Raw genomic sequence first — 13,185 nt, 5'->3', positions numbered from 1 at the left:
ACACTCAGGCGTCGGCAGGGGGGACATCACACACAGCCCGCTAGGGCCACATAAGAATACACAGCAATCCCTTATTCGGCTAATCACGGCCCCCCAAGCCCACCCATACCAGGCGGCATCCCCAAACCACCGTCCAGGTTCGCGTTCGGAATCCCGCCACCGGCTCCGCCCGTAGCGCCACCACCCGCTCCAGCCCCGCCCGTAGCCTGCTGCACAAAGTGCGACCGCAACTCATGCAACGTACCCGTCAGGATCTCCGACTCCTCTTTGCTCAGGTTCCCCTTCGTCTTCTCCTCCAGCACGCCAAGCAAATCAATATGAAACTTCGCCACCTCCAGATCAGCCGGAATCGGCTGACCCGTCCGACGATCCATAAACGCCCCCAGCGACATCAACGCCTGTGTCGCAATACTCGATAGCAGCGTCTCAAAACTCGCAGGCGGGATCCCCTCTGGCCCCCCGGGAGCGCCCGCCGCACCCGCTCCCTTCTCACTCTCCTTAGCCTTCGCCTGCTCAGCCAGCTTCTGTTTGTCAGCCTGAGCCTGAGCCTTCCAGTCACTATCAATGATGATCTTCGGGGCTTCCTCACCGTCAGCCATGCCGTCTTCCTTTCAAGAAGTTCTCCGCCCGAGTATAGCCCCATCCGCTAAACTGTTCGGCTCGATACCCCAGACCATCAGGACCCAACCATGGCCGACTCCGACCGCGAAAAAGGCTCCGCCCTCAACCTCAAACTCAACGACCAGGGCCTCATCCCCGCCATCCTCCAGGATCACGACACCGGCGATGTCCTGATGATGGCCTGGATGAACCAAGACGCCCTCCGCCAGACCCTCGAATCCGGCAAAGCCACCTTCTACTCGCGCTCCCGCGACAAAACCTGGGTCAAAGGCGAATCCTCCGGACACACCCAGCAGGTCGTCGAGGCACGCATCGACTGCGACCAGGACACCATCCTCCTCCGCTGCAAATCCCACGGACCCGCCTGCCACGTCGGATACCAGACCTGCTTCTACCGCTCGGTCTCACCTGAGGGCCTCACCTTCGTTGAAAAACCCGTCTTCGACCCCGACAACGTCTACAAGAAATAACCCCATGGCCGCACGCCTCCGCAAACAACCCGCCCCCGCCGACCAGCGACTCGCCATCCTCCGCGATCGCCTAGCCAAATCCAAAGCCGACGCCATCCTCCTCACCCAACCCGTCGACCTCCACTACCTCACCGGCTTCACCGGCGAAGACTCCTGGGCCCTCGTCCCCCTCCGCCGCGGCAAGGTCACCCTCATCTCCGACCGCCGCTTCGAGGAAGACATCGCCACCCAGGCACCAGACGCCGCCTCCTTCATGCGCACCGAGTCACTCCCCGCCGCCACCGCCAAAGTCATCGCCAAAAAACGCTTCCAACACATCGCCTTCGAAGCCTCACAACTCTCCGTCGCCGACCGCAACCAACTCGCCAAAGCCGCCCGACCCGCCAAGCTCCTCCCCACTCAACTCGGCATGATGGACCAGCGCGCCATCAAAGAACCCTCCGAAGTCGACCACATCCGCCAGGCCATCGCCGTCCAGCAAAAAGCCTTCCGCGACACCTGCAAATGGCTCAAACCCGGCCGCTCCGAGGTCGAAGTCGCCGCTTACCTCGAATACCGCATCCGCATCCACGGCGGCCAAGGCGTCTCCTTCTCCACCATCGTCGCCGCAGACGACCGCTCCTCCCTACCCCACGCCGTCCCATCAACCCGCAAGCTCAAACAGGGCGGTTGCATCCTTTTTGACTGGGGGGCCAGAGTCAACGGCTACTGCTCTGATATGACCCGCGTCGTCGCCCTCGGCAAGATGACACGCAAGATCGCCAACATCTACCAGATCGTCCTCGACGCCCAGCTCGCCGCCATCGACGCCATCGCCCCAGGCGTCCCCCTCGCCCAGGTCGATGCCGCCGCCCGCAAAGTCATCCGCAAAGCCGGCTTCGCCAAAGAGTTCCTCCACTCCACCGGCCACGGCATCGGACTCGAAATCCACGAAGAACCACGACTCTCCGCCAAAGCCCAAGGCGTCCTCCAGCCCGGACACGTCGTCACCGTCGAACCCGGCATCTACCTCCCCGGCATAGGCGGGGTCCGCATCGAAGACGACGTCCTCGTGTCCGATAACGGCCACCAGGTCCTCTCCGACTTGCCCAAAGACCTCGCTTCCGCGACCCTTTAGCATCACTTCAGCACCCCCGAGCCAGGGCCCGGAACCCGGCTCTCGGAACCCCCAAACCCATGACTGACCTCAAAACACTCAGACAGTTGATCCGGATGATGGTCGAAAACGACCTGACCGAAGTCGACCTCCAGGGCGAAGACGGAAAAATCAAACTCAAACGCGGCCCCGGCGACGCCCCAACCGTCCAGTACGCCGCGCCCCCGCCCGCTCAAACCGCTCCCGCGCCCGCCGCAGCCTCGGCTTCCGGAGCACCAGCAGCGCCAGCCCCTCCCGCCGAAGAAGCCGGACTCATCACCATCAACTCACCCATGGTCGGAACCTTCTACGCCTCCTCCAGCCCCGACGCGCCCGCCTTCGTCCGCGCCGGCGACAAGGTCTCACCCGACACCGTCGTCTGCCTCCTCGAAGCCATGAAAGTCTTCAACGAAATCAAGGCCGAAGCCGCCGGTACCGTCACCGAAATCCTCGTGTCCAATGGCGACGCCGTCGAGTTCGGCCAACCCCTCATCAAAATCCGACCCGCCTGATGACACCCCAAAGACCAAGCAAGCCGCGCGGCGCCAACAAACGCCCCGACGAGAGATAACACCCTATGTTCTCGAGGATCCTCATCGCCAACCGCGGCGAGATCGCCGTCCGCATCATCCGCGCCGCCCGTGAACTCGGCGTCGAGTCCGTCGCCGTCTACTCCACCGCGGACAAAGACTCCATGCACGTCAAAATGGCCGACCGCGCCATCTGCATCGGACCGCCCTCACCCGCCGAGTCCTACCTCAACATCCCCAGAATCATTGCCTCCGCCGAAATCGCCAACGTCGACGCCATCCACCCCGGCTACGGCTTCCTCGCCGAAAACGCACACTTCGCCGAAGTCTGCCGCTCCTGCAACATCGAGTTCATCGGCCCTCCGGTCGACGCCATGCAGACCCTCGGCGACAAAGTCCTCTGCAAACAACTCGCCATCAAAAACAAGGTCCCCACCTCACCCGGCTCCAAAGGCAAAATCGAAAACGAAGACGACGCCCTCAAAATCGCCCACGACATCGGCTACCCCGTCATGATCAAGGCCGCCGCAGGCGGAGGCGGACGAGGCATGCGCGTCGCCAACAACGACATCTCCCTCCGCTCAGGACTCAAAGCCGCCAAGGCCGAGGCCGAAGCCGCCTTCGGCGACGGAACCGTCTACGTCGAAAAGTTCATCGACCGCGCCAGGCACGTCGAAGTCCAGGTCATCGGCGACACCCACGGCAACGTCGTCCACCTCTGGGAACGCGACTGCACCATGCAGCGCCGCAAACAAAAACTCATCGAAGAAGCACCCTGCCCCGTCCTCTCACGATCCGCCGCCGACAAACTCTGCAAAGCCGCCGCCAAACTCATCCAGGCCGCCGGTTACTACTCCGCCGCCACCGTCGAGTTCCTCATGGACTCAAAAGGCGACTTCTACCTCATGGAAGTCAACACCCGCGTCCAGGTCGAACACCCCGTCACCGAAATGATCACCGGCGTCGACATCGTCAAAACCCAGATCCGCGTCGCCGCCGGCGAAAAACTCGGCTTCTCCCAAAAAGACATCAAAATCAACGGCCACGCCATCGAAGCACGCATCAACGCCGAAGACCCCGACCGAAACTTCGCCCCCTGCGCCGGACCCATCGACCACCTCTACCTCCCAGGCGGCCCCGGCGTCCGAATCGACACCCACGCCCACGCCGGCTACCGCGTCCCTCCCAACTACGACTCCATGATCGCCAAACTCATCGTCCACGCCGAAGACCGAAACGCCGCCATCACCCGACTCTCCCGTGCCCTCGCCGAGTTCCAACTCGGCCCCATCGCCACCACCATCCCCCTCCACGCACGACTCATGAAAAACGGCAACTTCCGCAAATCCGACGTCGACATCAACTTCGTCGAACGGTTGCTGGGCTTATGACACCGCAACCACACACACCGGGTGGCCGGGGTCATCGCGCAGCGTGACCCCGGAACCATAAACCCCGCTCGGGTGCCACATGGCAAGGTTCTGACCGCAGGTCAGGTTCTGCCATGTGCCGATCACCCTCCCACATCAAGCCAATCCATGACAACAAACCCGAGTGATACTCACTCCGTCTGAATGACGTACTCAAGCATCGGCGACATAGCATCCCAAGTAGACGCGATCAGATCGACAACCTTGGGACTCTGAACGACCCCGCACGCATACGACATCCTCAGATCGATTCCGAGTTGGATATTCGATTGCTTCTTCGTTAGCAACGAATAAACAGCATCCAGCCACTCGGGCTGGTACTTCACCCCACCCTTGCTACCACGCACAAGTGTCCTCAGATCCGCTTCAAGACGCGCATCGACTGTCGCAACTGATCGCTGACTCCGGTAATGCCGCTGAAGCACATAGATCATCGGTTGCCCGGATTTAGTCCGTTCAACGACAGGTCTCATCTTGGCTTCAAGCTCTTCGACCAGCTTGAAAAATCGCTCTGGGCCATCATACTTGAGCCGGGTCCGGAAGCCTCCTCTGACACCATTCGGGATGGTGATCGACGCTACTGCTTGATGAGCCTTCAACGACAAAGTTAGGTGGGGATAGGCCGTAAAGTTAGAAGAGCCGCGTGCAGCTTTAAGCGGCAGGTAATCCCAAACAGAATCACTCTCTCCGCGGGTAATTGCAGCCCTACGCTCGCCCTCAGGGTCTGCACCAAGCTTCTGAACTGTCTTGTTTGCCTGCAACTCATCACCGAGTAAACGGATCAGCCGCTTTGCCTCTCGATAGTGGTAGGGGCGCTCCTTATCGAATCGCAGGCCGTCAAACATGGTCAGGGTCCCTAGTATCCCGTATGCCTCGTCGAGCATCTTTGTCTCGAAAATCTCTACAAACTCGGTAAACGTCCGAGCCCAACAAGAGCCACTGTTCTTATTCCGAAACCAGCCATATACATCACGCCACAGAAGAGAGTGACAGCCTTTGGGAAGCTTCTTCTTTGTCGGCTGGTCAGTGAGCAGGAGCAGAGGAGCGTCCGGATACCCATGCCGCTCAGCGGTCCGCCGATGCCGTCTGAGTTGATCAACTGAGACCGCAGCCTGAACCTTTGCCTCGATCAATAGCGCCCAACCGTCTCCATCATATATGCAGGCGTCAGGCAGACCCTTGGCCTCCGTCTCCTCACCCGACACAGCGCTGCCCGGAATCTGTTGCTCCGTGATCCGCAGCCGTGAGACAGGCGGAACACTCGCGATACCCACCCAGGCCAGAAACGGTCGAATAAGCGTCCGGTCAGCATTCAATGTCGAGGCCAACGCATGCGTTAGTTGATTCTCTGGCTGTCGATACTGATCAAACAAGTTACGCACGTTAGGAGGATACAGATAGTTGCTGAGATGAGCGCCTCATTCATTCACCCCCACGCCCCCCGAAACACCTCCACCGCCTCCCCCATCATCCAAGCACTCCGCCCCGCCCCCTCCCACGCAACCTCCAACTCCCCCCCCGGCAGCACCGCCGTCACCGCGCGACCCAGCCGCCCCGTGACGACCCCCGCCACCACCACCGCCGTCGCCCCCGTCCCGCACGCCTGCGTCACCCCCGAGCCCCGCTCCCAGTGACGCACCACCACCCGACCCCCCCCACACACCGCCGCCCAGTGCACGTTCGCCCGCCGCGGAAACGCCGCATGATGCTCCATCACCCGCCCCAGCCCCGCCACATCGACCGCTTCTAAAGCCGCCACGCCCTCAACAAAAACCACCGCGTGCGGGTTCCCCGTGTTCACCCCCACAAACTCCACCCCCGCCACACCCGCAGGCTCGGTTGCTGGAAACTTCCACGTCACCTCATCCACCCGCTCCAGCCTCTCGGGATCAAGCGGCACCTCTCCCGCCAAAAAGGTGGGGGGGGCCATGTCGACCCTCACGCGCGCCGCCTTCCCGTCCATGCCCACCTCAACCTCAACATCCAGCACCCCGTTGCCCGTCTCGATCTTCATCGCCCGCTCACGACACACCCCCTCATCAAACACCAGCTTCACCAGGCACCGCAGCCCGTTCCCGCACATGTCCCCCTCACTCCCATCAATGTTGAACATCCGCATCCGCGCGACCGCCCCCCCCGCAACCCCCGCAGCGGTAGGAGGGAGCGCCACAATGAGTCCATCCGACCCCACCCCCCGATGCCGATCGCTGATCGCCCGCGCCAACGCTGGCAGGTCCAGCCCCTCCACCCCCGCCTCCACGAACCCGTTCACGTACACGTAATCATTCCCCAGCCCGTGCATCTTGATAAACCGCATCGCCATCTCCTGCAGTCCGAACTCGGGTGCCACATTGTGCCTCGCCGGGTGCCACACTTTGCGCAGCAACGTGTGCCGACGCTCCCCACCCATCAATCAAACCACAAACTACCCCATCCATCACATCACACACCCATCCCCCACCACACCACCCCCAACCCAACCCCCACCACCACAATCGCCACCCGCAACCAGTTCACCGTCCGGTCAATCGCCAACCCATCCATCGGCTGACCCGCCAGCGACCGCAGATGCACCTGCCGCTCCCGGATCGACCCGTGCCGCCACATGAACCGCGTCGTGCTCATCCCATTGAGCGCCGCCACCTGATCCAGCGCCGCCGCCATCACCACACTCGCCTCCCCGTTCACCACCACCGCACCCGGGTCCAGCCGCCGCGACAACGCCTTCGCCCCCGCCGCATCCGCCTGACGCTCAAAACGCCGCGACAGATAACCCGTCCCCAGCCACCACAACACCATCACCGCCGCCGTCGCACCAAACAGCACCCCCACCTCCCACGCCCCCAACTCGGCCATCCCCGCGATCGCATTCAACCGCTCCCCCCAAGGCGACACCCGCACCAGCGTCTCACCCACCACGGCAATAACCAGCGTCCCCGCCCCCAACCACACCGCATGACGCTCCCGAACATGCGCCACCTCGTGCGCCAACACACCCACCACCTCCTCCTTCCGCAGATGATCCAGAATCGTGTCCGAGATCAGCAGATAACGAAACGGCCACACAATCCCCAGCACCGCCGCATTCGCCATCGACCCCTCCGTGATCCACAACCGAAACGACCCCGCCCGCACCCGCGCATCACGACACAGCGCCACCAGGTCCTCCCGCAACTCACCCTCCGGCACCCGCCGCGTCCGCCACATCATCACAATCATCGGCGCCGCCAGCGCCATAATCACCACCACCCCGCCCACCAACAGCGCCATCCCCTCCACCGACTCCACCCGCATCAGATTCAACACCTCCAGCCAACCCAGAATCAGCAACACCGGCAGCAACACCGGCCCCAACTGATGCCGCACCTGATCCAACACATAACGCTCGATCGAAGGCGTCGGATACACCGGCTTCCCCTCCATCAGCCGCCGACCCAGCGCCGCCTCCCGCAACCACCCGTCCACCGCGTGATAAGGCACCCAACGCCACGCTAGCAACGCCAACGTAGGCATCAACACCAACAACTCATCCACCAACACCAGGTCCCCCAGCCATCCACGCAACCCCGACAGCAACCCCATCCACAAATCCCCCGCAAACAACACCACCGCCAGCCCCCCGTAAACATCCGCAAACCTGAACATCCGCTTCAGTGCCCCCTGCAACCCCGGCTGGCTCCACCGCAGACAAACCCCGCGACACACCCGCCACCACGCCAACCCCACCAACACCTTCAACCCGATCGACACACCCCAAGCCCACGCCTCAGGCGCACCACCCCCCACCCCCAGACTGTCATACCCCATCAGCACAACAAACAGCGCCAGCGCATACAACGGCATCGTCCAGAAGCTCCCTCCCGGCTACGCCGTCTCACCCAGATAAGCCCGCAGCAGATTCGGAACCTTCGGGTCCTCACGATCGCCAGCCCCATACCCCACACCCACCACCGTCATCGCTGGCGTCGGCCCAAACGACGAACACAACGCCGCCACGATCGCAGCGCCCGTAGGCGTCACCAACTCACCCGTCCGATCAACCCCCACCGTCGGCAAACCCTCCATCAGATAAGCCGTCGCCGGCGCCGGCACCGGCATCAACCCATGCGCACAACGCACATAACCCCGCGACAACGGCAGCGGACCGCACGACATCGTCTCCACCCCCAACGCCTCCAACGCCAACGCCACCCCCAACATGTCCACGATCGAATCCACCGCACCCACCTCATGAAAGTGCACCTCCTCCGCAGGCATCCCATGCACCCTCCCCTCCGCCTCCGCCAACTTCCGCGTAACCGCCCGCGCCCGCTCCTTCACCCGCTCCGACGCATCCAGATGACCAATCAGATGCAGAATGTCCTTCGCCGTCCGGTGATGATGCTCATGTCCATGCGAATGGTCCTGTGAGTGCCCATGCGTATGAGAATGACCATGCTCATGGCTGTGCTCATGCGAATGCGAGTGCTCACCATGCGCATGAGAGTGCGAATGAGAATGACTGTGCTCGTGCGCGTGCTCACCCTGATGAACACTCTTCTCACCAGCCTGCTCCTGGTGCAGGGGGGTGGCGGGGGTGTGGACCTTCAGGTCGATCGCCCCGATCCCGTGCCGGCTCACGGCCGTCGCGTGCAGGTGAAAACCCGGCTCAAACCCCAGGGCCTGCAGCGGCTCATCCACCGCCTTGAGGTCTACGCCAAGATGAACCAGCGCTCCCAGGGCCATATCCCCGGCGATGCCGCTGAACGGGTCGAAGTGGAGGTGTCGCGCCATATCCCCGATCATAGACCGACAGGCGGCATAGGATGTGACGCCAGCCAAACACGGAGTCCAAACCATGACCGATCACCCGGCAACGTCCGGCCCAGAACAACGCCCGCCCCTCCCACACACACGCCCCGCCACACCACCCCAGTACGCCTACCCAGAGCCGCCGCGACGCTCAGGCGGGATCTTCTCCAAGATCGCCACCTCACTCGCCGCCACCCTCCTCATCACCTCACTCATCCTCAACGCCTACCTCGGCGCCATCGTCTACTCCCTCTACGCCGGACCCACCGAAACACCCTACGCCTCCGGCGACCCCGAACAACGCATCGTCATCCTCCCCATCGACGGCGCCATCAACGACACCACCGCCTCATCGCTCCGCGAATCCCTCAAGTCCCTCTCCGCCAACCCGCCCAAGGCCATCGTCCTCCGCATCACCTCGCCCGGCGGCGGAATCACCGCCTCCGACCAGATCTGGAACCGGATCACCCAGTTCAAAACCAAACACCCCGACGTCCCCATCGTCGCCTCCTTCGGATCCGTCGCCGCCTCAGGCGGATACTACGTCGCAGCCCCCGCCGACTTCATCATGGCCGAAACCACCTCCATCACCGGCAGCATCGGCGTCATTGCCACCGGCTTCACCATCGAAGACATGCTCGACAAAATAGGCGTAACCCCCGAAGTCATCGTTTCCACCGACTCCACCAACAAAGACACCGGATCCATGTACCGCCCCTGGACCGACCACGACCGCCAGGTCATCCGCGGACTCCTCGACTCCGGATACAAACGCTTCGTCGACGTCGTCGCCCAGGGACGCGCCGGCGTCCTCACCGAAGAAGAAGTCCGCTCGGTCGCCACCGGCGAAATCTTCATGGCTCAGGAAGCACTCGACGCCAAACTCATCGACGGCATCGGATACATCGACGACGCCATCGACAAAGCCATCGAACTCGCCGGCATCCCCGCCGATATCAAACCCACCGTCACCATCATCCGCAAAAAAGAAACCTTCAACCCCCTCGGCATCATCTCCTCCTCAACACCCGACCTCAACACCCTCCTAACCACCCAACGACTCCGCGACATGGCCACCGAACTCGCCATGCCCGAAGTCAGCTACCGAGCCCCCATCGCACTCCCCTCCAACTAACCTCGTAAAGCTAAATAGGTCACAACCCATCAGAAAATATGGGTGGCCGGGGTCCAGCGCAGCTGGCCCCCGGAATCCAAGGCCCACAGCCTCAAATCGACCGCGCCGCCGCCGCCAGCTGCGCCCGCGACCGCTCCCGCAGCACATCCAGCATCCCCCGAACCTCATCCGCCATCCGGCTGTTCGGGAACTCCGCAATGATCTGCTCGCCCACCTGCACCGCCCGCACCCATTCCTTGTCCTGAACCGCCATCTTGAACTGCACCCCCAGATTGTCCCGCTTCTTGCCGATCACACCCCGCGCCGTCTCTCGATAAGGCTCCGCCTCCTGCTCCGTCAGATACTTGTCCATCTCCTTGAGCAGCTCCATCGACTGATCCACATCGTCATGACTCGCCGCCTCAAGAAAACGCCGCTCCAGATCGTGCTTGAACTGCTCACGCGCCTGCTGCAGCTTCCTCGGCAGACTCTTGATCCGCTGCGACTCCGGATACAAACGCTGGAACTTCGCGATCTCCTTCTGCGCCATGTCAAAATCATGCCGCGCCACCGTCTCATCAAACTTCGCGATCGACCGCGTGATCTTCGCCTCCGTCTCCGCGTTCCGCGCCGCATGAATCTGATCCCGAAACTCCTCAGCCTCCTCCCGATACCCGTAGACCTCGCCAAGATCCTCCACCAACACCACCGCAGCCCCATACTCACCCGAGCTGATGTCCGCCTTGATCGTGTCCCTCAGCAACTGAATGTCCGCATCACGATACGCCACCCGCTTCGCCGTCTCGCTGATCAGCAAACGATCATTCATCGTCTTAAGCAAGCCCAGCGTCTCCGCCGAACTCGCCGGCTGCCGCAACCCCTTCCCCATCAACCCATGCAACGCCCACCGCACCGATCCCGCCACCATCATCGAAACACTCAGCAAACCCGCCAGCACCGACGGCAGATAAGCCAGATAACTCAAAAACACACGATTCCGCTCCCCCATGATCTCCTCAGGATCAAAACTCGTCCGCGCCACCGCCGCCAGGATCACCGACACCACCATGCACAACAGTCCCACCAGCAGCATCACCGCCGGTGCCGTCCCACGACGAGCCTTACGCTCACCAGCCGTTCCCTCTGGGGCAGTCGCTTCAGCCATGCAACCAATCCTCTTATGCCTGGAGATGATGAACAAACAGCTCCGCCCAACACACCGATCCGACGCAACACAACGAGCACCGCCGGGCAGTCAGAGCCACCCCCAGTTTAACCGCAGCTACACTCGGCGTATGCAACGCCTCCGACAGCACCTCCGCACCACCCTCGTCTGGGGACTCACCCTCGCCCTCACCGCATGGGTCATCGTCCTCGCATGGCCCACCCTCGCACAAGCCCTCCAGCACGCCCAACCCGCCCCCCACCTCTGGTTCATTGGCGGACTCCTCGTCCTCACCAACTTCGCCCTCACAGGCATCCTCTGGTGGATCGTCCACCACCCCCTACCCGCCTCCAAACCCGTCTCCATCCCCACCATGACCGGCCTCATGGTCGCCAGCTCATTGCTGAACCTTGTTCCAGGCCCCCGCCTCGGACTCCTTGGCCGCTCCATTTTCCTCAAACGAATCCACGGCATCCTCCTCAAAGACTCCTCCCTCGCCATCGGCTGGCTCCTGCTGATGACCACGGTCATCTTCCCGCTCGCCGCCATCCCCCTCCTCGTCGACCCCACCACCGGCTACACCCTCTGGCTTATAGCCCTGCCCCTCGTCGCATGGCCCTCCGCCATCCTCGTCCACCACTACGTCCACACCGCCACCTTCCCCGCTGTCCTCGCCTGCCTCTTCCTCCGCAGCGCCGAGATCATGGCCCAGGCACTCCGCCTCCTCGTCGCCGCCCGTCTCATCGGACTCGACCTCTCCCTCGAAACCGCCCTCGCCCTCAGCATCGTCGGACTCACCACCCGCCTCGCCGCCATCACCCCCAACGGCCTCGGCCTCACCGAAGCCGCCATGGCCCTCTCCGCCTCATGGCTCTCAGGCTTCGACGCCAACCAGATCGCCGCCGCCGCTCTCATCGACCGCGCCATCGAAACCACCCTCACCATCCTCATCGGCCTCCCCTGCATGATCCCCATCCGCCGCGCCTGGAAACTCGCCAGCAACGACCCCACCCACGAAGAATCAACACCCCCCGCCACCCAGTAAACAACCCAAGCACGATACGAGCCTGAGGCGCAAGCCTCACGGGCCCATCCCCTTCTAAACCGTGCCATCACCAATCACCACCCCAGGCACATCACCCGATATGTCATGACGATGCCGGGTGCCACACTTTGTCACCGCGCAGCGCAGACAAAGTGTGCCCACGACGGGTGCCTGGGGTCAAGCCGAAGCCGTGCCCACTAAACCATTACCCCTCCCGACAAACTCGCCCACCACACCGCCCACAAACCCCTTCCCGCTCACCCCGCCCCCGCGCCGCCAACAACGCCGCCAACCCCTCCACACACCACCCTGCCTCAACCCTCGGCCCCACACCAAACCACACCCCACCCGCCTGCCCATGCCGACACGATGCTCCCTCCACTAACCGACCCCGTTCCTCCCTCTCTGATTCGTCCTTCCGCTCCAACACCATCCCCTCCGGCTTCCCACCCGCCAAAGGCGAATACGCCACCACATCCCGCCCAGCATCCATCGCCAGATTCGCCAACTCATCCGCCCGACGATTCCCCTCCCGCCGCACATGCTCAACCCGCCACGCCGAAAACCCCCCAAGCACACCCTTAGCCTCAGCGAACAACGGCTTGAGATCAGCCGACTTCACCCGATACTCACCCCGCAACTGCTTGACGATCAACTCCGAGTCCAACCGGATCAGCAAGTCCGTCACACCCACCGACCGCGCCAGCTCCAGACCGCGAATCAGACCCCGATACTCCGCCACATTATTCGTGCACCGCCCCAGAAAATAACCCGCCTCCCCCAACGCCGTCCCGTCATCATCCATCAGCACCACGCCCGCGCCCGCAAGCCCGGGATTGCCCCGCGACCCGCCATCCGTCTGCAACGTCGCTCGCATCAGAAAG

13 protein-coding genes are annotated in these 13,185 nt (G+C 62.8%); 6 read left to right on the top strand and 7 right to left on the bottom strand.

All coding sequences use genetic code 11. From position 1 onward, the window contains the following. Nucleotides 1–83: 83 nt before the first annotated feature. Complete coding sequence (locus RIG82_04245; protein ID MEQ9460142.1) at nt 84–599, bottom strand: DUF1844 domain-containing protein; 516 nt, start codon at nt 597–599, stop codon at nt 84–86. Between the two features lie 90 nt (nt 600–689). Here RIG82_04245 and hisI point away from each other — a divergent pair, with 90 nt between their 5' ends. From hisI to accC, 4 genes are all read left to right on the top strand, one after another. After that, complete coding sequence (gene hisI / locus RIG82_04240) at nt 690–1,091, top strand: phosphoribosyl-AMP cyclohydrolase (GenBank protein ID MEQ9460141.1); 402 nt, start codon at nt 690–692, stop codon at nt 1,089–1,091. A gap of 4 nt (nt 1,092–1,095) precedes the next feature. Next, complete coding sequence (locus RIG82_04235) at nt 1,096–2,208, top strand: aminopeptidase P family protein (protein MEQ9460140.1); 1,113 nt, start codon at nt 1,096–1,098, stop codon at nt 2,206–2,208. 59 nt (nt 2,209–2,267) lie between these two features. Next, a complete protein-coding gene (gene accB / locus RIG82_04230; GenBank protein ID MEQ9460139.1) occupies nt 2,268–2,738 on the top strand; it encodes an acetyl-CoA carboxylase biotin carboxyl carrier protein in 471 nt (156 codons plus the stop codon). Between the two features lie 65 nt (nt 2,739–2,803). Further along, the gene (gene accC / locus RIG82_04225) at nt 2,804–4,147 is read left to right on the top strand and encodes an acetyl-CoA carboxylase biotin carboxylase subunit (GenBank protein ID MEQ9460138.1); all 1,344 of its coding nucleotides are present in this window, start codon (nt 2,804–2,806) and stop codon (nt 4,145–4,147) included. A 170-nt stretch (nt 4,148–4,317) separates the two neighbouring features. On the opposite strand, the gene RIG82_04220 is transcribed toward accC, so the two are convergent. From RIG82_04220 to RIG82_04205, 4 genes are all read right to left on the bottom strand, one after another. Then, nucleotides 4,318–5,568, bottom strand: coding sequence for a hypothetical protein (locus RIG82_04220; protein MEQ9460137.1), 1,251 nt, complete (start codon nt 5,566–5,568; stop codon nt 4,318–4,320). A gap of 44 nt (nt 5,569–5,612) precedes the next feature. Next, the gene (gene dapF / locus RIG82_04215) at nt 5,613–6,503 is read right to left on the bottom strand and encodes a diaminopimelate epimerase (protein MEQ9460136.1); all 891 of its coding nucleotides are present in this window, start codon (nt 6,501–6,503) and stop codon (nt 5,613–5,615) included. Nucleotides 6,504–6,628: 125 nt separating this feature from the next. Then, entirely contained in the window at nt 6,629–8,029 is a 1,401-nt protein-coding gene (locus tag RIG82_04210) for a M48 family metalloprotease (protein MEQ9460135.1), read from the bottom strand. A 21-nt stretch (nt 8,030–8,050) separates the two neighbouring features. Continuing rightward, entirely contained in the window at nt 8,051–8,959 is a 909-nt protein-coding gene (locus RIG82_04205) for a LarC family nickel insertion protein (protein MEQ9460134.1), read from the bottom strand. 64 nt (nt 8,960–9,023) lie between these two features. Between RIG82_04205 and sppA the strand changes: the two genes are divergently transcribed. Beyond that, on the top strand, nt 9,024–10,112 hold the full coding sequence (sppA, locus tag RIG82_04200; protein ID MEQ9460133.1) for a signal peptide peptidase SppA: 1,089 nt from the start codon (nt 9,024–9,026) through the stop codon (nt 10,110–10,112). A gap of 91 nt (nt 10,113–10,203) precedes the next feature. On the opposite strand, the gene RIG82_04195 is transcribed toward sppA, so the two are convergent. Beyond that, nucleotides 10,204–11,256, bottom strand: a complete 1,053-nt coding sequence (locus RIG82_04195; protein MEQ9460132.1) for a hypothetical protein — start codon at nt 11,254–11,256, stop codon at nt 10,204–10,206. A gap of 130 nt (nt 11,257–11,386) precedes the next feature. Here RIG82_04195 and RIG82_04190 point away from each other — a divergent pair, with 130 nt between their 5' ends. Beyond that, the gene (locus RIG82_04190; GenBank protein ID MEQ9460131.1) at nt 11,387–12,301 is read left to right on the top strand and encodes a lysylphosphatidylglycerol synthase domain-containing protein; all 915 of its coding nucleotides are present in this window, start codon (nt 11,387–11,389) and stop codon (nt 12,299–12,301) included. A gap of 205 nt (nt 12,302–12,506) precedes the next feature. Here the strand turns inward: RIG82_04190 and RIG82_04185 are convergent, their stop codons facing one another. Next, nucleotides 12,507–13,178: a ribonuclease HI family protein gene (locus RIG82_04185; protein ID MEQ9460130.1), complete on the bottom strand. Its 672-nt coding sequence runs from the start codon at nt 13,176–13,178 to the stop codon at nt 12,507–12,509. Between the last annotated feature and the right edge of the window lie 7 nt (nt 13,179–13,185).

The sequence above is a fragment of the Phycisphaeraceae bacterium genome, assembly GCA_040222855.1.
Lineage (GTDB): Bacteria > Planctomycetota > Phycisphaerae > Phycisphaerales > Phycisphaeraceae > Mucisphaera.
This window is presented reverse-complemented; position numbering and strand designations above follow the sequence as displayed.